Origin of the sequence: Methylobacterium sp. E-041 (assembly GCF_022829665.1) — a bacterium.
GTDB lineage: Bacteria > Pseudomonadota > Alphaproteobacteria > Rhizobiales > Beijerinckiaceae > Methylobacterium.
This window is the reverse complement of record NZ_JAKSYQ010000218.1, coordinates 15,128-33,657: the sequence shown is the minus strand read 5'-3', so window position 1 is coordinate 33,657 and position 18,530 is coordinate 15,128. Positions and strand designations below refer to the sequence as shown.

Below are 18,530 nucleotides of genomic sequence, written 5' to 3'. Positions count from 1 at the left end.
GCCGTCGCTTCGTGCCCCCACGCCGCTCCAGGGCGGTGGCGGGCGATTCGAGATCATCCCCGGGTCCTGAGCCGGCGGATGAACGATAAGGGTGCAGCCGGGATGAACGCAGGCTTAAGAAAGCGCTGCCGCGTCGCAGCATTCCAGGGGGCGCAGTACGGTGCTAGAGGGATGGCATCGCCTCCAGCCCTTCGGCGCGGATCCACGCCGCGGTCCGGTCGAGCGCCCGTGTCAGGCGGTCGAACAGGGCGTCGATCTCGTCCGCGGTGATGATCAGCGGCGGGCAGACGGCGATGCGGTCGCCCATCAGAAAGCGCACGATCAGCCCTTCCGCTTGCGCGAAGGCGACGCAGCGGGCGGCCACCCCGGCCTTCGGCTCGTACTGCCGGCGCGAGGCCTTGTCGGCGACGATCTCGAGCCCGCCGATCAGGCCGAGGCCGCGCGCCTCGCCGACGATCGGGTGCTCGGCCAACGCGGACAGCCGCGCCTGGAAGTGCGGCGCCTTCGCCGCCACGCCCTCGACGATGCGCTCGCGCTTGTAGATCTCGATGGTCTTCAGGGCGACGGCGCAGGCGACCGGGTGGCCGGAATAGGTGGTGCCGTGCCCGAAGGTGCCGATCTTCCGGCTCTGCTCGCGCATCGCCTCGTAGAGCGGCTCGTCGATCGAGACGCCGCCGAGCGGCACGTAGCCCGAGGTCAGGGCCTTGGCGAAGGAGAGTGTGTCCGGCCGCATCCCCAGCGCCTCGCTGCCGAACCAGGTGCCGAGGCGGCCGAAGCCGCAGATCACCTCGTCGGCGATGAAGCGCACGTCGTAGCGGGCGAGCACCGCCTGGATCGCCGCGAAGTAGCCCTCCGGCGGGACGATGGCGCCGCCGGCGCCCATCACCGGCTCGGCGACGAAGGCGGCCACCGTCTCCGGCCCCTCGCGCAGGATCGTGGCCTCGAGCTCGTCGGCCAGCCGCTGCGAGAACGCCGCCTCCGTCTCGCCGGGCTCGGCAAACCGGTAGACGTGCGGGCAGCCGACATGGAGGAAGCCCGGCAGCGGGAGGTCCCAGTCGGTGTGGTTGGCCGGCAGCCCGGTCATCGAGGCGGTGGCGATGGTGACGCCGTGATAGCCGCGCTGGCGCCCGATGATCTTCTTCTTCTTCGGCCGGCCCAGCGCATTGTTCAGGTACCAGGCCAGCTTGACCTGCGTGTCGTTCGCCTCCGATCCCGACGAGGTGAAGAAGATCTTCGAGGTCGGGACCGGCATCAGCTCCTTCAGCACCTCGGCCAGCTCGATCGCCGGATCGTGGCTGCGGCCGGAGAACAGGTGGGTGAACGGGAGCTTGCCCATCTGCGCGCGCGCGGCCTCGACGAGCTCGCCGTTGGAGTAGCCGAGCGCCGTGCACCACAGCCCCGCCATGCCCTCGATGTAGGGGCGGCCTTCCGTGTCGTAGACGTGGACGCCCTCGCCGCGCTCGAGCACCAGCGGCCCGGCGCCCCGGTGCGCATCGAGATTGGTGTAGGGGTGGATCAGGGTTTCGACGTCGCGGACGGCGAGGTTCGAGAGCATGCGGGCGATCCGGTGCTGTGGCGCGTAGGCCCGCCACACTACCGACCCGATGCGGGCTCAGGTACCCCGGCAGAACCGCGCGGCCTCGGCCGGGCCCCTTTCGTAACCGCGAAGCCTCGACGCGATGCTCGATCCCGCCACCATCGTCGCGATGCCGGCCCCCGGCCGGGCCTGCGGCGCCTGCACGCTGTGCTGCAAGGTCTACGACGTGCCTGCGGTCGAGAGCGTCGCCGGGCAATGGTGCCGCCACACCCGGGCAGGGCGCGGCTGCGCGATCCATGCCGACCGGCCCGACCATTGCCGCGCCTTCCACTGCCTGTGGATGACGGAAAGCTGGCTCGGCCCCGAGTGGAAGCCCGACCGCGCCAAGATGGTGCTCAGCCTCGATCCGGTGAACCGCAACATGAACGTGCAGGTCGACCCCGGCCAGCCGAAGGCGTGGACGCGCGAGCCGTATTACGGGCAGCTGAAGGCCTGGGCCGCGGCCTCGCTGCCGATGAAGCGCCACGTGCTGGTCCACCTCAACAAGGCGACGACGGTGGTGCTGCCGGACCGGGACGTACCGCTCGGGACCCTGACGCCCGACGACCGCATCACCATGCGCGAGCGCATGGGCCCGCACGGCCCGACCTTCGACATCGCGGTCGTCCGCGCCGCCTGAGGGCAACCGTCGATCGGGTGCCTTTAACCCCTCCGCAACCATACCGCGCGATAAATCCGCGACCGCCATCCTCGTACCGGAACCAGCCGGGAGGATCGTCGGGCGTGGCTTTTCCAGTACGGGTCGGTTCGGCGTGGGCACGAGACGAGGACGACGCGGACGGGGCCTCATCGGGCTCGGCACCGCCTTCACGCCCTGGATGGCCGGCCTCGGGCTGCTGGTCTCCTTCACGGCGAGCGCCGGCACCGAGACCAGCTTCGGGTCGAGCCGGCTGACCGAGAGCGACGCACGCCTGGTCCCGGCCCTGCCGGCCGGCACCGTGCTGATCGGCGCGAGCCTGCGCCGCGACGGCGCCGGCGCCCTCCTCACCATCGAGCGGGCGGACGCCGTCCGCGCCCGGCGCCGGGTCGGCGACGCGCCGCTGCAGGCCGATCTCAAGGCCGAGGCGCGGGTGTTCCCGATCGTGCAGCGCGGCGGCAAGGACGATCCGGCGCGCACGCCGGGCCCGAGCTTCGAGCGCACCGCGGCATCGTTGCGCGAAGCCGGCACGTCGCTGCTCTTCGCCAACCTCACCGGCAACGTCACCGGCCTGCTGACGCCGGGGACCGCCACCTGGAACCCGGACCTCGAGCCGGACGCCGGCTTCGTCCCCGTCCCCGATCTCGGGCTCGGGCGCGCCGACACGGGCACGCCCGGCGACGACGACGCGATCGCCGAGGCCGCGGAGGAACGCCGCGACGACGGCTCGACGCCGCCGGTGCCGCGCGCGGTCGCCCTGTCCTCGACGACGCCGGCGCCGGCCGACGCGACGCCGGTCGAGGTCGCCTCGGCCAGCTTGATGCTGCCGGGCCTCACCATCCGCACCGACCGGACGGAGCCGCCGGTGGCGCAATCGGTCCCCGAGGACGCCCGCCATCGCTACGCTGACCTGATCGGGCCGGACGCCATGGACAAGGAGCAGCGCTGCCTCGCCGAGGCCGTGTACTTCGAATCGCGCAGCGAGCCCGAGGCCGGCCAGGCCGCCGTCGCCCAGGTGGTGCTGAACCGCGTGAAGAGCGGGCTCTACCCGTCGAACGTCTGCGGCGTCGTCTACCAGAACCGACACCGCTACATGGGCTGCCAGTTCTCCTTCGCCTGCGAGGGCAAGGCCCTGCGCATCACCGATTCGGGCTCGTGGGCCACCGCCACCCGCATCGCGCAGTCGGTGATCGAGGGGCGCACCTACCTCGCCGAGGTCGGCGACGCGACGCACTACCATGCCGACTACGTCAAGCCGGGCTGGTCGCGGCGCCTGCGCAAGATGGACGTCATCGGCCGGCACATCTTCTACGAGCTCAAGCCCGGGCAGACGTAGGATCGAAGAGCAGCGAAATTTCGCAATGCAGTTCATCGAGGATTTACTTACGTAGACGGTAACTACGTACTCCGGATCGAGGGTTAATTTTACCCTACTTTCGGATAGTGCTTGCTTGTACAGCAACCCGACGGCCTCTTGAGCGTCGAGATGTGCGCGCCCTTCGCGTCATCCCTTTCGTTCCGCGTATCAGAGGAAGCCGTCATGACCGCGCCGGTCGCCCGAAACACCCTGCTCTTCGCCGCCCTCGCCGGTGCCGTCCTCGTCGCATCGCCCGCTTCGGCCGGCGGCTGCTACGGCTCCGAATGCTACCGCCACGTCTCGACCCCGCCGGTGTTCGATACCGTGCAGGAAAACGTGCTGGTGCGGCCGCCCCGCACGATCTACCGCACCACGCCGCCGGTCTACGACACCGTGTCGGAGCGGGTGATGGTCTCGCCCGGCGGCCGGACCTGGCAGACCCGGCGCGGGCCCTACGGCGAGCTGATCGGCTGCTGGGTCACCACCCCGCCGCAGTTCACGGTGCAGCACCGCCGCGTGCTGGTGCAGCCGGCGCAGTCGATCCCCGAGACGATCCCGCCGGAATACGCCAGCGTCAGCCGCCGCGTCCTCGTCGCGCCGGCCCGCTCGGGCTGGGTGCCGGTCGGCGGCGGCTATGGCGGCGGATACGGTGGCGGCTACCAGGGCGTCGGCTACGGCGGGCCGCGGTTCGGCTCGATCCCGGACGCGCTCGGCATCGCCGGCGCGAGCTCGGCCGATATCGGCGTCGGCCTCGGCTTCTCCTCGGGCAGCCTCTACGACGGCTACTAAGAGCCCCGTCCACATCGCCCCGCCGGAGCCCGACCCTCCGGCGGGTTGATTTCGCGCCGCTCCCGCCACAGGTCCCCCGAACGCATCGGGAGGCGAGCATGGCGCGGTTCAAGGCTTGGGTGATCGAGAAGGGCGAGGCCGGTCAGAGCCTGTCCTTCACCGATTTCGACGAGGCCGACCTGATGGACGGCGACGTCACCGTCCGCGTCACCCATTCGTGCCTGAACTACAAGGACGGGCTGGCGATGACCGGCGCGTCGCCGGTGGTGCGCCGTTTCCCGATGATCCCCGGCATCGACTTCTCGGGCGTCGTCGAGGCCTCCGACCACCCCGACTACAAGCCCGGCGACGCGGTGGTTCTCACCGGCTGGGGCGTCGGTGAGACGCATCTGGGCGCCTATGCCGAGAAGGCGCGGGTGAAGGGCGATTGGCTGGTGCCGCTGCCCGCCGGCCTGTCGCCCGAGCAGGCGATGGCGATCGGCACCGCCGGCTACACCGCGATGCTCTGCCTGATGGCGCTCGACGCCCACGGCCTGACCCCGAAGGACGGTCCCGCCCTGGTCACCGGCGCCTCGGGCGGCGTCGGCTCGGTCGCGGTCGCGCTGCTGGCGCGAGCCGGCTGGCACGTGATGGCCTCGACCGGGCGCGCCGGGGAAGCGGAGTATCTCAAGTCCCTCGGCGCCGCCGAGATCGTCGACCGCGACGAGCTCGGCAAGCCCGGCAAGCCGCTCGGCAAGGAGCGCTGGGCCGTCGCCGTCGACGCCGTCGGCTCGACGACGCTCGCCAACGTGCTCGCCCAGACCAAGGCCGACGGAGCGGTCGCCGCCTGCGGCCTGGCGCAGGGCATGGACCTGCCGACCTCGGTCGCCCCCTTCATCCTGCGCGGCGTGTCGCTGCTGGGCATCAACAGCGTGACCACGCCGCAGGCGAAGCGGCGCGCCGCCTGGGCGCGGCTGGCCGACGAGCTCGACCTGCAGAAGCTTGCGGCGATGACGAACCGCGTCGGCCTCGCCGAGGTCGGCGGGCTTGGAGCCGACATCCTCTCGGGCAAGATCCGCGGCCGGACGGTGGTCGAGATCGGCTGACGCGCGACGCCGAACGCCGATCGCCCCGGCGATGAGTCGGCTTCGGGACGGAACCGCGGCGCAAGCCGGGGCATTCTCGACCCATGAGCAGTGCATTCGTTCGCGAGAAGGAGGGCGGGGAAGCCTTCGAGGACCTCCCCGACCGCCCGATCTCCCCCCACACCAACTTCGTCACCCCGGCGGGGCTCGCGCAGATCGAGCAGGAGGTCGCGCGCCTCCAGGCCGAGCAGGCCCAGCTGACGCCCGACGACAAGGCCGACACCGCCCGCGTCACGCGCGACCTGCGCTACTGGACCACGCGGCTCGGCACGGCCCAGCTCGTCGAGACGGTCGAGGGCGACACCGTGCATTTCGGCTCGACGGTGACCGTGCTGCGCGAGGACGACACCCGCCAGACCTTCCACATCGTCGGCGAGGACGAGGCCGATCCGGCCAGGGGCTCGATCGCCTACGTCGCCCCGCTCGCCAAGGCGATCACCGGCAAGAGCGTCGGCGACGTCGTCGAGGTGAACGGGCAGGAAGTCGAGATCACCGAGATCAAGGCCGGCTGATCGTCGGTTCGTCCCGCCCGGCTAAGCCGTTCCGTCGTTCGCCGTACGGCCCTCGATGACCGGGCGCAGCGCGACGACCGCATCGCCGACGAAATCCATGAAGGCCCGGACCCGCACCGAATGGCGCAGATCCGGGTGCGTCAGCATCCACAGGCCGTCGGCGAAGTGGGGATCGGGTGGCCGCAGCCGGCGCAAACCTGGTTGCCGATCGGCGCTGAGGCAGGGCAGCAGGCCGATGCCGATGCCGGCCTCCACAGCCTCGCACAGGCCGGCGACCGTGTTCAGCTGCATCACGATGCGGTCCGGGTCGCCGTGCTCGGCGACGAAGCGCAGGAACCTGCCGTCGCCGACCTGCTCCGACGGCGCCACCCAATCCGCACGCCGCGGGTCGCGATCCGTATCGTCGGCGCGGCCGTAGAGGGCCCAACCGACGGTCGAGAGGCGGCGCCCGAACAGGTTCTGCGGCGGGTCGTTGCTGGCGCGGACCGCCACGTCGGCATCGCGGCGCGAGAGATTCAGCGCGTCGTCGGACACCACAACGTCGAGGCGGATCCCCGGGCACCGGGTGCGAAAATCGGCGAGGATCGGCATCAGCAGGTCGGTGACCAGGCCCGACGGCGCGGTGATGCGGAGAAGGCCGGTCGGTTCCGAGGCGCGCCCGGCGACGTCGCGGGCGAAACGCGCGGCGGTCTCCTCCATCGCGCCGGCCGCCTCGACCATCGCCATCCCGGCCTGCGTCGCCGCGTAGCCCGCACGCGAGCGCTCGAACAGGCGTGCGCCGACGGACGCCTCGATCGCCGCGAGGCGCCGAAACGCGGTCGAGTGGTTGATGCCGAGGCGTGCGGCGGCCGCGGTCAATCCGCCATGGTCGGCGATGGCCTTCACCAGCCGAAAGTCGTCCCAGGGCGTCGCCATCCATCGACCTTGCATTCACGCAAGATCGTTCTTGCAGATCGGGGCATTTGCGCAAAGCCCGGCGGGTACGATCTTCGGGCGAGCGCGAGGCGGCCGCCGATCCCGGCATCGCCGCCCGGCCATGCGAACGGAAGCCGACGATGACGAAGATCCTGGTGCTGTACTATTCGTCCTGGGGCCACGTGGAGCAGCTCGCCCACGCCGCCGCCGAGGGCGCGCGCGAGACCGGCGCCGAGGTGCACGTGAAGCGCGTGCCCGAGCTGGTGCCGGAGGAGGTCGCCAAGCAATCGCATTACAAGCTCGACCAGCCGGCCCCGATCGCGAAGCCCGAGGAGCTGGCCGACTACGACGCGATCATCTTCGGCACGCCGACCCGCTACGGCAACATGGCCGCGCAGATGAAGCAGTTCATCGACCAGACCGGCGGCCTCTGGGCGACGGGCGCCCTCGTCGGCAAGGTCGGCTCGGTGTTCACCTCCACCGGCTCGCAGCATGGCGGGCAGGAGACCACGATCACCAGCTTCCACACCGTCCTGCTGCACCACGGCATGGTGATCGTCGGGCTTCCCTACTCGTTCAAGGGGATGAGCGACGTGCAGACGGTGTCGGGCGGCACGCCCTACGGCGCCAGCACCATCGCCGGCGGCGACGGCTCGCGCCAGCCGATCGCGATCGAGCTCGAGGGGGCGAAGTTCCAGGGCCGGCACGTGGCCGGGATCGCCGCCAAGCTGGCGGGCTGACGCCGTCGAGGGCCGGGGCGGTTCGCTGCCTCGGCCCGCCGCTGCCGGAAAAGCGCAAGAAAAAAGGCTCGGATTGCTCCGAGCCTGGAAGGAAAAAGGCCATTGGGGGCTGAACTGGCCTTCGTGATGGGGAAACAGCCCTCGCGACCCCCGGTTCCACGCCGGACGAAAGATTTTTTCAGCGCGGGGCGGCGGCCCGTCCGAGCCGGTCCAGGATCGCCTCGCCGAGGCCGTCGGCGGGGATCCAGCATACCGCGATCGTCGCGGCTCCCGACGCGTCGAGGTCGCGCAAGGCGGCGAACAGGCGGGACGCCGCCTCCGTGAGGTCGCCGCGCGGAGAGAGGTTCGAGACCGCGCGCGCGCGCTCGATCCCCACCGGGCGCGACGCACCGAACAGCAGCACCGCCTCCTCGGGCTCGACCACCTCGGCGTCGAGCCGCAACGCAGCCCGCGGCGCGTAGTGCGAGGCCAGGAGGCCGGGGCCGATCGGCCGGGCCGCATCGTCCTGCGCCGGTGCGGCCAACGCCGTCCCGAGCACGGCCGCGATCGCCGCGCGGGTGATGCCGCCGGGCCGGAGCAGCCGCGGCGGGCCGCCGAGGCAGGCGATCACCGTCGATTCGACCCCGACCGGGGTGTCGCCGCCGTCGAGCACGGCCGCGATCCGCCCGTCGAGGTCGGCGAGCACGTGGTCGGCCCGCGTCGGGCTGACCCGGCCCGAGCGATTCGCCGACGGGGCGGCGACGGGGCGGCCGATTGCGGCGAGAAGATCGCGGGCGAGCGGGTTGGCGGGAACCCGCAGCGCCACGCTCGGCAGGCCGGCACGCGCCAGGTCGCACACGGTGGTGCCGCCCGAGGCCGGCACCACCAGGGTGAGCGGGCCCGGCCAGAACGCCTCCGCGAGCCGAAGCGCGTGGTCGTCGAACGTGCCCTGACCCTCGGCGGCGGTGCGGCCGGGCAGATGGGCGATCAGCGGGTTGAAGCGCGGGCGCGCCTTCGCCGCGAAGATCCCGGCGACCGCCTCCGCATCGGTGGCGTCGGCGCCGAGGCCGTAGACGGTCTCGGTGGGGAAGGCGACGCAGGCGCCGGCCCGGATCAGGCGCGCCGCCTCCGCCACGCCCGATCCGTCGCCCGGGAGGCGGGCCGTCGGGCGCCGGCCCGAGGCCGGGGCGGGGATTGACGCGAGATCGTTCATATATAAACCTTCTCCGGCGGTGACGGCGGGGCCGGTTCGGGCGTATGCCGTCAGCGGAGGGCGTGGGCCTAGCGTGCCCCCGCGCCGACCGTCAAACGAGACGCCGAGGCCCGGTCGAACCGGGCCGGGCGGGAGGAACAGCCGATGAGCTACCGCGCACCCGTGTCCGAGATGGTGTTCACCCTGCAGCACATCGCCGGGCTCGACGGCACGGGCGCGCTCGGCATCGAGGACGCGGACGCGATCCTCACCGAGGCCGGACGCCTCGCCGCCGACGTGCTCGCCCCGCTGAACCGCATCGGCGACCGGCACGGCGCGACGCTCGCGGACGGCGTCGTCACTACGGCGCCGGGTTTCGCAGACGCCTACAGGACATTCGTCGCCGGCGGCTGGAACGGGCTCACCGCCGACCCGGACCATGGCGGGCAGGGCCTGCCGCAGGTGCTCGACGCGGCCTGCACTGAGATGTGGAACGGCGCCAACCTCGCCTTCGGCCTGTGCCCGCTGCTCACCGCCGGCGGCATCGAGGCGCTGGCGGCGCACGGCTCGGAGGATCTGAAGGCGCGCTACCTCGGCAAGCTCGTCTCCGGCGAGTGGACCGCGACGATGAACCTGACCGAGCCGCAGGCCGGCTCGGACCTGGCCGCGATCCGCACCCGCGCGGAGCCGGCCGGCGACGGCAGCTACCGCATCGTCGGCTCGAAGATCTACATCACCTACGGCGCCCACGACATGGCCGAGAACATCGTCCACCTCGTGCTCGCCCGCCTGAAGGATGCGCCCGCGGGCACCCGCGGCATCTCGCTGTTCCTGGTGCCGAAGGTGCTCCCCGACGGGTCGGAGAACGACCTGCGCTGCTCGGGCCTGGAGCACAAGCTCGGCATCCACGCCTCGCCGACCTGCTCGATGGCCTTCGGCGACAACGGCGGCGCCGTCGGCTGGCTGATCGGCGAGGCGAATCGCGGGCTCGCCTGCATGTTCACGATGATGAACAACGCCCGCCTCAATGTCGGGCTGCAGGGCGTGGGCATCGCCGAGGCGGCGACGCAGCGGGCGCTGGCCTACGCCCGCGAGCGCCGGCAGGGAAAAGCGGCGGCCTCCGCCGAGACGAGCGCGATCGTCGCCCATCCGGACGTGCAGCGCATGCTGCTGACGATGAAGGCCTGCACCGCGGCCGCGCGCGGCATCTGCTACCTGACCGCGGCCGCCCTCGACGCGGCCGAGGGGCCGGAGGGCAAGGCGGCGCTCGACCGCGCCTCGCTGCTGACGCCGGTGGCCAAGGCGTTCTCGACCGACATCGCCAACGAGGTCGCCTCCCTCGGCGTGCAGGTGCACGGCGGCATGGGCTTCGTCGAGGAGACCGGCGCGGCGCAAGCGATGCGCGACGCCCGCATCCTCGGGATCTACGAGGGCACCAACGGCATCCAGGCGATCGACCTCACCGGGCGCAAGCTCCCGTTGAACGACGGCGCCACGGTGCGCGCGCAGATCGCCGCCATGCGCCGGGTCGCCGAAGCCCTGCTCAAGGCCGCCGACCCGGCCCTCGGCCACGCGCCGGCGCGGCTGCGCGTCGGCATCGAGGCCCTCGACCGTGCCACCAGCCACCAGCTGGCGAGCCTGAGGTCCAACCGGCCCGACGCGGCCCTCGCCGGCGCGACGCCGTACCTGCGGCTGTTCGGCCTGGCCCAGGGCGCGGCCTGCCTCGCCCGCGAGGCGCTGGCCGCCCGCGCCGCGCTGAAGGCGGGCGAGACCGATCCGGCGCACGCCGCGCGGATCGCGCTGGCGCGCTTCTTCGCCGAGAACCTGCTGCCGGCCGCCGACGGGCTGGCCCAGGTGGTGATCGACGGCGGCGGGTTCCTGGACGATGCGGCCGCAATGCTGGTGGCGTGACCCAAGCCCTCCGCCCGTCATTCCGGGTCCGCGACGCGGAGCCCGGAATCCAGAACCGCAGGTGGCACCTCATCGAGCCCGGCCGGCGGCTCCGGATCCCGGGCGCACCTTCGGCGCCCCGGGATGGCGGGTCTGGAACGGAAACGGTGACATCGATCGGTCGCTGGCGAGGCCTGGAACGAATGATCAGGGGGAGGCGGAGATGAGCGAGCACGTGGCGATCACTGACGGCGCGGACGGCGTCCGGTCGATCACGCTGAACCGGCCCGAGAAGAAGAACGCGCTCACCGGGGCGATGTACGACGCGATGCGCGAGGCGCTGGCCTCGGCCGACGCGTCGGATGCCGTCGGCGCGGTGGTGTTCTCCGGGGTGCCCGGCATCTTCTGCGCCGGCAACGACATCGCCGAGTTCGTCTCGCGGGCGGAAAAGGCGTTCAGCGAGGCGCCCTCGCTCCGCTTCATCCGGCAGCTCGCGCGCACGGCGACGCCGATGGTCGCGGCGGTCGACGGGATCGCCGTCGGCATCGGCACGACGCTGACGCTGCACTGCGACCTCGTCTACGCCAGCCCGACGGCGCGCTTCCGCATGCCCTTCGTCGAGCTCGGCCTCGTGCCGGAGGCGGCCTCGAGCTACCTGCTGCCGCGGCGGATCGGCCGCCTCAAGGCGACCGAGCTGCTGCTGCTCTCGGAGATGTTCAGCGCGGATGCGGCCGAATCGCTCGGGCTCGTCAACGCGGTGATGCCCTCCGACATGCTGCTGGAGCACGCCCTCGGCCAGGCCGCGCGCCTCGCCGCCCTGCCGCGCGGCGCGCTCGCCGCCTCGCGAAAGCTGATCCGCGGGGACCAGGCCGCGGTCGAGGCGGCGCTGGACGCCGAGGCCGAGGCGTTCGACCGGCAGCTGCGCACGGAGGAGGCGCAGGGCGCGTTCCGGGCATTCCTCGCCCGGTCGAAGCCCGGCCCGAGGCCGTGACGCCCGACCTCGGCCAGAAGATCTGCCTCGTCGCGGGCGCCTCGCGCGGCGTCGGGCGGGGCATCGCCCGGGCGCTCGGCGAGGCGGGGGCCACGGTGGTCGTCACCGCCCGGTCGAGCGAGACCGGGCCGCGCACCGAGCAGCGCGCCGAATCGATCGAGGACACCAGCCGCGAGGTCGACGCCGCCGGCGGCGAGGGCCATCACTACCTCTGCGACCACACCAGCGAGCGCGCCGTCGATGCGCTCGTCCACTGGACCCTGCGCCGCTTCGGCCGCATCGACGTCGCGGTCTCGAGCGTCTGGGGCGGCAACGAGGGCTACGACGGCGAGCGCTACCCGGACGGGACCGGATGGGGCACGCCGTTCTGGCGCCGCTCGGCCGAGCCGTTCGCGGAATTCGCCCGCGTCGGCCCCTATCCCGGCCTGCTGCTCGCTCGCGCCGTGGCGCCGGCGATGATCGCGGCCGGATCGGGCCTGATCGCGCTGGTCTCCTTCGGCACCGAGGACGGCTACCTCGGCGACGTCTACTACGACCTCGCCAAGGCGACGACGAACCGCCTCGCCTTCGCCTTCGGGGAGGAGCTGCGCCCGCACGGCGTCACCGCGCTCGCCCTTTCGCCGGGCTTCGTGCGGACCGAGCGCGTCTGCGACCTCGGGCAGGGCGCGCTCGCCACCGAGAGCCCGCTCTATGCCGGCCGCGCGCTGGCGGCGCTCGCCGCAGACCCCGACGTGATCGCCCGGTCGGGCCGGGTGATCCACGCCGGCGACATCGCGGCGGAATACGGTTTCACGGATGCCGACGGGACGCAGCCCGTCCGCTTCCGGATCAAGCCCTGACACGCAACGCCCGACCCCCGCGCGGAGGAAGCGATGACCGGTACCCTGGCCGACAAGACCCTGTTCATCACCGGCGCCTCGCGCGGCATCGGGCTCGCCATCGGCCTGCGCGCGGCCCGCGACGGGGCCAACGTGGTGATCGCGGCCAAGACCGAGACGCCCCACCCCAAGCTCGAGGGCACGATCCACACCGCCGCCGCCGCGATCGAGGCGGCCGGCGGCCGGGCGCTGCCGCTGGTGGTCGACGTGCGCGACGAGGATTCGGTGCGCGACGCCTTCACGCGCGCCGCGGAGACGTTCGGCGGCGTCGACATCGTGGTCAACAACGCCAGCGCGATCTCGCTGACCCCGACGCGCCAGACCGAGATGAAGCGCTTCGACCTGATGCATCAGATCAACACGCGCGGGACCTACATGGTCTCGAAATACGCGCTTCCCTATCTGGAAAAGGCGCAGAACCCGCACATCCTGATGCTGTCGCCGCCGCTCGACATGGCGGAGAAGTGGTTCTCGCCGCACCTCGCCTACACGATGGCGAAGTTCGGGATGTCGCTGTGCGTGCTCGGCCTCGCCGGCGAGCTGCGCAAGGCCGGCATCGCCGTGAACGCGCTGTGGCCGCGCACCACCATCGCGACGGCGGCGGTCAACAACCTGCTCGGCGGCGAGGCGCTGATGCGGGCGAGCCGCACCCCCGAGATCATCGCCGACGCGGCCCATACCCTGTTTCTGAAGCCGGCTCGCGAGATCACCGGCCAATTCCTGATCGACGACACGTTCCTGTCGCAGAACGGCGTCACGGATTTCTCGCAATACCGCGTCACCGCGGGCGTGCCCCTTGCGCCGGACTTCTTCGTGCCGGATGCAAGCGCGCCGCCGCCCCACGCGCTCGACTGAGCGCGTTCGTCCCTGAACGGCGCTCGCGTGAGCGCCCCCGCCCATGACGGCGCTCGACAGAGCGCCCATCCCCAGGTTCGCTCTTCGTGATCTTCATCCACCAGCCGGTCACCGGCACCGGCCAGATGCTGCTGGAGCGCCGCCCCCTCGAGCTGCAGGACCCGATCCCCGACGACACCGTCTGGCTCGACATGATCAAGCCGACGCGGGAGGAGGACCTCAAGGTCGAGGCCTTCATGGGCATCCAGGTGCCGACGCGGGAGGAGATGAAGGACATCGAGCCGTCCGAGCTGCTCTACGTCGAGGACGGCGCCCGCTACATGACCGGGCGCGTGCTCTCGAAGGTCAGCGATTCGGAGGATCCGGGGCTCGCCGGCATCACCTTCATCCTGCAGGGCCGCAAGCTCGTGACGGTGCGCTACGAGGAGCCGCAGGCGTTCCGGATGTACACCCAGCGCGCCGGCCGGGCGACCGGCAGCGGGCCGACGGGGACGCCCTCGGGCGAGACCATCCTCGCCGGCCTGATCGAGGCGGTGATCGACCGCGCGGCGGACGTGCTCCAGCTCCAGGGCGAGCGCATCGACCGGCTCTCGGGCAAGATCTTCGAGGTCCAGGCCGACCCGAGCGCGCGCAACACCGCGCTCCAAGACACGCTCCGCGCCCTCGGCCGCCACGGCGACCTGATCTCGAAGCAGCGCGAGAGCCTCGTCTCGATGGAGCGCATCCTGCTCTCGCTCTCGGCCACCTACCGGACGGCCAAGGCCCCGCGCGAGCTGCGCGAGGACGTGCGCTCGACCCTGCGCGACCTGCAATCGCTCGAGGAGCACGCGACCTTCCTGTCCTCGAAGATCCAGTTCCTGCTCGACGCGACTCTGGGGCTGGTGAACCTCGAGCAGAACAACATCATCAAGCTGTTCTCGGTCATGGCGGTGGTGTTCATGCCCCCGACGCTGATCGCCTCGATCTACGGGATGAACTTCAAGACCATGCCGGAGCTCGACTGGAGCTTCGGCTACCCGATGGCGGTGGTGATGATGGTCGTCGCCGCCGTGCTGCCTTACGTGTTCTTCCGCTGGAAGAAGTGGCTCTAGACGGCCGCCGCGCGCCGCCGCGGGCGGCGATCGCCGGCGGATAGGAACCTCTCGGGATGTGCGGACGCTTCTTCATCGCCCAGGCGCCCGAACGCTTCGCCGAATTCTACGGCTACCCGGAGCGCCCGAACTTCCCGCCGCGCTACAACGTGGCGCCGACGCAGCCCGTGCCGATCGTGATCGCCGAGGGCGGCGCGCGGCATTTCCGGCTGGTGCGCTGGGGATTCTGGCCGAGCTGGCTGAAGGACCCCAAGACCTTTCCGCTGGTGATCAACGCGCGGGTCGAGACCATCCTGGAGAAGGCGACCTTCCGCGGCGCGGTGCGCCACCGCCGCTGCGTCTTCCTGGCCGACGGCTTCTACGAATGGCGGCGCGAGGGCACCGGACGCAGCGCGGTGCGGACGCCCTTCGCGATCCGCCGCGCGGACGGCGCGCCGATGGCGCTCGCCGGCCTGTGGGAATCCTGGCTCGGGGCGGACGGCTCGGAGATCGACACGGCGGCCATCGTCACGACGGGCGCCAACGGAACCATGGCGGCGGTGCACGACCGGATGCCGGCGATCCTCGCGCCGGAGCAGGTCGCACCCTGGCTCGACACCCGCGCGGTGGATCAGGCCGAGGCGGCGGCCCTTTGCCGGCCATGCCCGGACGACTGGCTCCGCCTCGACCCGGTCTCCGACCGGGTGAACGCCGTTCGCAACGACGACGCGGCGTTGATCGAGCCGGTCGGCCGGCCTCAGCCGGCCATCCCACCGGCGGATCGTCCAGCAGCCGAACAGCCGCGGTCCAGCGACGAGGACGCGCAAGGCAGCCTGTTCTGAACCGGCACACGCGGTAACAGAAACGTGAGGCCGACATACAACTTATGTTGGTGTTACTTCTCGCCGGCCGAGTGAACGTGCAGCATCCAACCGCCCTATGATCCTTTTTCGTTGGTTGGGGCGCGGCAGCCGTGCCCAGGACCCTACCGAGGCACGACGTGGCCCGCATTGGCGCACCGGGTCCACGAAAGCCTGATGCCCAGGTCACGCGACAAACAAATCTGAACATCAGACGTTGATTTGACGCAAAACTGTCAGTGCCCTATCGTCTATTGCTTTCGCATTTGCACGATCATCGATTTCATCACCTGCGAGATCATATCCATGATTGCTTATCGATGCGAGAAAGCAGCTCTCAAGACCCGGATACGACAGAGCCGTCGGCGCATCGGGCATTCGAACGATCTGATGGCGCTGTCGCGCTTGGCGATCGATCGGTCGCGCGAGGCGATCCGATCCTCGAGCACGCGTTTCGCCCCAGCGTGGCAGGAACCGAAGCAGGCCGTCTCCGTCGGCGCCGTCCAGACTCTCCTGGCCGACATGAACGGCGAGGCGCTCGATGCGGTCGTCGAGGACTTCTCCGCCGCCTACCGCGAAGCTGTGGCGACCGGGAACGACGAGGCCGCCGACATCGTGCGGAAGGCCCTGGTGATCCTGGGTCGCCATCTCGCCAACAGCCTTGGGCCGAAGGCGGCCGGAGTCTCGATAAATTGATTGGCTCCGTGGGAGGCCGTGCCTATGAGGTCGTCTTGTGAAAAAGCCGGATGCCCATCTGTCCATCGCGCGCGCCAGCCTCGAGCGGATCGCGCAAACGCTCGATGAGCCGGTCAGCACGTTCTTCACGGGGGGCGAGCCCGAATCCCGAGAGGCCGAGACCTTGGCCCTCGTCCGAGCCTTCGACCGCATCAGGGATCCGCAGGCCCGCGCCCGCTGCCTGACCTTCGTGACGGCCGAGGCCGACCGCTCGTAGCCGGCCCCACCCCGTGTGCGGCCCCGCGCCTTCGCGGCGACCGACCCGCACGGAGCGACGAGGTTCGACCTCTTCCCTGCCTCCGGGAGGCGTGACGCTCCCGTCGCGTCCGCGCGGGCTCGGTCCCGCGTCGAGGCGGCCGCCGGCCGCTACAGCCGGCGCTTGACCGCGACCGCCCTGCGGAACACGCCGACCATCTCGACGTGGCCCGAGTACCGGAACTGGTCCACCGGGGTGACCCGCTCCAGGCCGAAGCCCGCCGCGACCAGGGTCGCCGCGTCGCGGGCGAAGGTCCCGGCGTCGCAGCTGACGCCGACGGCCAGCGGCACCTTGGATTCCGCGATCTGCTTCGCCTGCGCCTGTGCGCCGGCCCGCGGCGGATCGAAGACCACGGCGTCGTAGCCGTTCAGATCGTGGGCGAGGACGGGGCGGCGGAACAGGTCGCGGGCTTCCGTGGTGACGCCCTTCAGGCCGAGCGCGGAGCGATAGGACCGCGCGATGCCCGCAAGCGCGCCGGCCTCGCTCTCGACCGCGTGGACGATGGCGGTGCGCGCCATCGCCAGGGTGAAGGGCCCGCAGCCGGAGAACAGGTCGACGGCGCGCTTGGTCTTCTTGGTGAAGGCGTCGCGCACCAGCCCGGATAGCGTCGCCTCGCCGGCCGCCGTCGCCTGGAGGAAGCCGCCCGGCGGCGGATGGAGCCGCGCGTCGCCCGAGGCCACCGTGACGGCCTTGCGCTCCACCACCACGTCGCCGTGCAGCGACAGGCGGGCGAGGTCGAGCTCTCCGGCGAGCCGCACCAGCGTGGCGCGCACGCCGGCCTCGACCGGGCCGTGGCCGCGCAGGTCCACATCGAGCCCGGCCTCGGTCGCGGTCACCGCGACGTCGAGGGGCTTTCGCCCGTGCCCGAGGGGCGCACTGAGCGCCCGCGCGATCTCGGGGGCCCGATGCAGGGCCGGCACGGTGATCGGGCAATGGTCGATCGCGACGAGGGCGTGGCTGCGCGCGGCCATCAGCCCGGCCTCGGCCCGGCTCTCGACCTCGCGGACGTGCAGGGTGATGCGCCGGCGGCCCTCGCCGTGGGCGTCGATCAGCGGATCGGGAGCGCGGTCGAGCCCGGCTTGGGCCAGGGCGTTGGCGACCTGCGCGTATTTCCAGGCGGCGTAGGGCTCGGGCGCGACGTGCTGTGTCGCGCAGCCGCCGCAGCGGGTGAAGTACGGGCAGATCGGGGCGATCCGATCGGGCGAGGGCGTCTCGATGCCGAGGAGCTCGCCGCGCCCGCCGTCGCGCCGGATCGCGACGCGCTCGCCCGGAAGCGCGAAGGCGATCGCCGTGCCGTCTTCGGCGATGCCGTCCCCGCGCGCGCCGAGGCGACGGATCGTGACGGTTTCAGATGCGGTCATCGGGTCTTTCGTGCGGTCGATCGGCGCGTGCGCCGACGAGGAATTCGGTGTTGCCGTCCCCGCCCCGAACGGGGGAGGGGATCAGGCCGAAGATCGTGAAGCCGAGGCCGGCGAGGGTGCGGCGCACCGCATCGCAGACCTCCGCGTGGACGGCGTCGTCGCGGACGATGCCGCCGCGGCCGACGCGCTCGCGGCCGGCCTCGAATTGCGGCTTGATCAACGCGATCAGGTGCGCGCCCGGCGCCAGCAGCCCGGCCACCGCCGGCAGCACGAGGCGCAGGGCGATGAAGCTCACGTCGATGCTGGCAAGGCAAGGGGCAGGGTCGAGGCTGCCCGGCGCGAGGGTTCGGATGTCGGTCCCTTCGCGGTTCGTGACCCGTGGGTCGGCGCTCAGACTGGCGTGAAGCTGGCCGTGCCCGACATCGACCGCGACGACCCGCGTCGCGCCGCGGCGCAGGAGCAGGTCGGTGAAGCCGCCGGTCGAGGCGCCGACGTCGAGGCAGGGGAGGCCGGCCGGATCGAGGCCGAAGGCGTCGAGGCCCGCCTCGAGCTTCAGGCCGCCGCGCGAGACGAAGGGGTGGGGCGCGCTGGCCTCGATCGCCGCGTCGGCCGGCAGCCGCTCGGAGGCGCGGGTGACCGCGCGCCCGTCGGCCCGCACGAGGCCGGCGGCGATGGCGGCCTGCGCCCGCGCCCGGCTCTCGAAATGGCCGTGCTCGACTAGCAGGAGGTCGGCCCTGATCCTGTCGCGCGTCATCGAGGCTGGTTCACGGGGAAGGGGTCACGAATGGTCCG

At 71.7% G+C, this 18,530-nt stretch carries 19 protein-coding genes; 14 read left to right on the top strand and 5 right to left on the bottom strand.

Going from position 1 to position 18,530, the window contains the following annotated elements; genetic code table 11:
• Positions 1-163: 163 nt before the first annotated feature.
• The gene (locus MKK70_RS20250) at positions 164-1,555 is read right to left on the bottom strand and encodes an aminotransferase (protein ID WP_147859561.1); all 1,392 of its coding nucleotides are present in this window, start codon (positions 1,553-1,555) and stop codon (positions 164-166) included.
• A 124-nt stretch (positions 1,556-1,679) separates the two neighbouring features.
• Between MKK70_RS20250 and MKK70_RS20245 the strand changes: the two genes are divergently transcribed.
• From MKK70_RS20245 to greA, 5 genes are all read left to right on the top strand, one after another.
• Positions 1,680-2,216, top strand: coding sequence for a hypothetical protein (locus MKK70_RS20245; RefSeq protein ID WP_147843704.1), 537 nt, complete (start codon positions 1,680-1,682; stop codon positions 2,214-2,216).
• Between the two features lie 199 nt (positions 2,217-2,415).
• Entirely contained in the window at positions 2,416-3,570 is a 1,155-nt protein-coding gene (locus MKK70_RS20240) for a cell wall hydrolase (RefSeq protein WP_243949540.1), read from the top strand.
• A gap of 204 nt (positions 3,571-3,774) precedes the next feature.
• Complete coding sequence (locus MKK70_RS20235; protein ID WP_147728531.1) at positions 3,775-4,380, top strand: hypothetical protein; 606 nt, start codon at positions 3,775-3,777, stop codon at positions 4,378-4,380.
• A 98-nt stretch (positions 4,381-4,478) separates the two neighbouring features.
• Positions 4,479-5,465, top strand: coding sequence for an MDR family oxidoreductase (locus MKK70_RS20230; protein ID WP_243949523.1), 987 nt, complete (start codon positions 4,479-4,481; stop codon positions 5,463-5,465).
• A gap of 83 nt (positions 5,466-5,548) precedes the next feature.
• Complete coding sequence (greA, locus tag MKK70_RS20225; RefSeq protein ID WP_243949521.1) at positions 5,549-6,016, top strand: transcription elongation factor GreA; 468 nt, start codon at positions 5,549-5,551, stop codon at positions 6,014-6,016.
• Between the two features lie 21 nt (positions 6,017-6,037).
• On the opposite strand, the gene MKK70_RS20220 is transcribed toward greA, so the two are convergent.
• Positions 6,038-6,931, bottom strand: a complete 894-nt coding sequence (locus MKK70_RS20220; protein WP_243949519.1) for a LysR family transcriptional regulator — start codon at positions 6,929-6,931, stop codon at positions 6,038-6,040.
• Between the two features lie 140 nt (positions 6,932-7,071).
• Here MKK70_RS20220 and wrbA point away from each other — a divergent pair, with 140 nt between their 5' ends.
• The gene (wrbA, locus tag MKK70_RS20215) at positions 7,072-7,671 is read left to right on the top strand and encodes an NAD(P)H:quinone oxidoreductase (RefSeq protein WP_147728527.1); all 600 of its coding nucleotides are present in this window, start codon (positions 7,072-7,074) and stop codon (positions 7,669-7,671) included.
• 178 nt (positions 7,672-7,849) lie between these two features.
• On the opposite strand, the gene MKK70_RS20210 is transcribed toward wrbA, so the two are convergent.
• Positions 7,850-8,863, bottom strand: a complete 1,014-nt coding sequence (locus MKK70_RS20210; RefSeq protein WP_243949517.1) for an L-threonylcarbamoyladenylate synthase — start codon at positions 8,861-8,863, stop codon at positions 7,850-7,852.
• Between the two features lie 144 nt (positions 8,864-9,007).
• Here MKK70_RS20210 and MKK70_RS20205 point away from each other — a divergent pair, with 144 nt between their 5' ends.
• From MKK70_RS20205 to MKK70_RS20170, 8 genes are all read left to right on the top strand, one after another.
• Positions 9,008-10,753, top strand: coding sequence for an acyl-CoA dehydrogenase (locus tag MKK70_RS20205; protein WP_243949515.1), 1,746 nt, complete (start codon positions 9,008-9,010; stop codon positions 10,751-10,753).
• Positions 10,754-10,955: 202 nt separating this feature from the next.
• A complete protein-coding gene (locus MKK70_RS20200) occupies positions 10,956-11,723 on the top strand; it encodes an enoyl-CoA hydratase-related protein (protein WP_243949513.1) in 768 nt (255 codons plus the stop codon).
• On the top strand, positions 11,720-12,562 hold the full coding sequence (locus MKK70_RS20195) for an SDR family NAD(P)-dependent oxidoreductase (RefSeq protein WP_243949511.1): 843 nt from the start codon (positions 11,720-11,722) through the stop codon (positions 12,560-12,562). Before MKK70_RS20200 ends, MKK70_RS20195 begins: the two co-directional genes overlap by 4 nt.
• Before the next feature lie 33 nt (positions 12,563-12,595).
• Positions 12,596-13,456, top strand: coding sequence for an SDR family oxidoreductase (locus tag MKK70_RS20190; RefSeq protein ID WP_147728141.1), 861 nt, complete (start codon positions 12,596-12,598; stop codon positions 13,454-13,456).
• 86 nt (positions 13,457-13,542) lie between these two features.
• The gene (locus MKK70_RS20185) at positions 13,543-14,547 is read left to right on the top strand and encodes a magnesium transporter CorA family protein (protein ID WP_147728142.1); all 1,005 of its coding nucleotides are present in this window, start codon (positions 13,543-13,545) and stop codon (positions 14,545-14,547) included.
• A gap of 56 nt (positions 14,548-14,603) precedes the next feature.
• Entirely contained in the window at positions 14,604-15,368 is a 765-nt protein-coding gene (locus tag MKK70_RS20180) for an SOS response-associated peptidase (protein WP_147728143.1), read from the top strand.
• Between the two features lie 240 nt (positions 15,369-15,608).
• The gene (locus MKK70_RS20175) at positions 15,609-16,082 is read left to right on the top strand and encodes a hypothetical protein (RefSeq protein WP_243949509.1); all 474 of its coding nucleotides are present in this window, start codon (positions 15,609-15,611) and stop codon (positions 16,080-16,082) included.
• Positions 16,083-16,119: 37 nt separating this feature from the next.
• Positions 16,120-16,338: a hypothetical protein gene (locus MKK70_RS20170; RefSeq protein WP_243931806.1), complete on the top strand. Its 219-nt coding sequence runs from the start codon at positions 16,120-16,122 to the stop codon at positions 16,336-16,338.
• Between the two features lie 149 nt (positions 16,339-16,487).
• On the opposite strand, the gene MKK70_RS20165 is transcribed toward MKK70_RS20170, so the two are convergent.
• Both MKK70_RS20165 and MKK70_RS20160 read right to left on the bottom strand, forming a co-directional pair.
• Complete coding sequence (locus tag MKK70_RS20165; RefSeq protein WP_243949507.1) at positions 16,488-17,738, bottom strand: class I SAM-dependent RNA methyltransferase; 1,251 nt, start codon at positions 17,736-17,738, stop codon at positions 16,488-16,490.
• Entirely contained in the window at positions 17,725-18,492 is a 768-nt protein-coding gene (locus MKK70_RS20160) for a TlyA family RNA methyltransferase (protein WP_243949505.1), read from the bottom strand. Before MKK70_RS20160 ends, MKK70_RS20165 begins: the two co-directional genes overlap by 14 nt.
• Between the last annotated feature and the right edge of the window lie 38 nt (positions 18,493-18,530).

What these genes read in the sequence shown, in the direction of transcription:
- MKK70_RS20250 (WP_147859561.1), bottom strand. Translation starts at nt 1,555, where the DNA reads ATGCTCTCGAACCTCGCCGTCCGCGACGTCGAAACCCTGATCCACCCC.
- MKK70_RS20245 (WP_147843704.1), top strand. Translation starts at nt 1,680, where the DNA reads ATGCTCGATCCCGCCACCATCGTCGCGATGCCGGCCCCCGGCCGGGCC.
- MKK70_RS20240 (WP_243949540.1), top strand. Translation starts at nt 2,416, where the DNA reads ATGGCCGGCCTCGGGCTGCTGGTCTCCTTCACGGCGAGCGCCGGCACC.
- MKK70_RS20235 (WP_147728531.1), top strand. Translation starts at nt 3,775, where the DNA reads ATGACCGCGCCGGTCGCCCGAAACACCCTGCTCTTCGCCGCCCTCGCC.
- MKK70_RS20230 (WP_243949523.1), top strand. Translation starts at nt 4,479, where the DNA reads ATGGCGCGGTTCAAGGCTTGGGTGATCGAGAAGGGCGAGGCCGGTCAG.
- greA (WP_243949521.1), top strand. Translation starts at nt 5,549, where the DNA reads ATGAGCAGTGCATTCGTTCGCGAGAAGGAGGGCGGGGAAGCCTTCGAG.
- MKK70_RS20220 (WP_243949519.1), bottom strand. Translation starts at nt 6,931, where the DNA reads ATGGCGACGCCCTGGGACGACTTTCGGCTGGTGAAGGCCATCGCCGAC.
- wrbA (WP_147728527.1), top strand. Translation starts at nt 7,072, where the DNA reads ATGACGAAGATCCTGGTGCTGTACTATTCGTCCTGGGGCCACGTGGAG.
- MKK70_RS20210 (WP_243949517.1), bottom strand. Translation starts at nt 8,863, where the DNA reads ATGAACGATCTCGCGTCAATCCCCGCCCCGGCCTCGGGCCGGCGCCCG.
- MKK70_RS20205 (WP_243949515.1), top strand. Translation starts at nt 9,008, where the DNA reads ATGAGCTACCGCGCACCCGTGTCCGAGATGGTGTTCACCCTGCAGCAC.
- MKK70_RS20200 (WP_243949513.1), top strand. Translation starts at nt 10,956, where the DNA reads ATGAGCGAGCACGTGGCGATCACTGACGGCGCGGACGGCGTCCGGTCG.
- MKK70_RS20190 (WP_147728141.1), top strand. Translation starts at nt 12,596, where the DNA reads ATGACCGGTACCCTGGCCGACAAGACCCTGTTCATCACCGGCGCCTCG.
- MKK70_RS20180 (WP_147728143.1), top strand. Translation starts at nt 14,604, where the DNA reads ATGTGCGGACGCTTCTTCATCGCCCAGGCGCCCGAACGCTTCGCCGAA.
- MKK70_RS20165 (WP_243949507.1), bottom strand. Translation starts at nt 17,738, where the DNA reads ATGACCGCATCTGAAACCGTCACGATCCGTCGCCTCGGCGCGCGCGGG.
- MKK70_RS20160 (WP_243949505.1), bottom strand. Translation starts at nt 18,492, where the DNA reads ATGACGCGCGACAGGATCAGGGCCGACCTCCTGCTAGTCGAGCACGGC.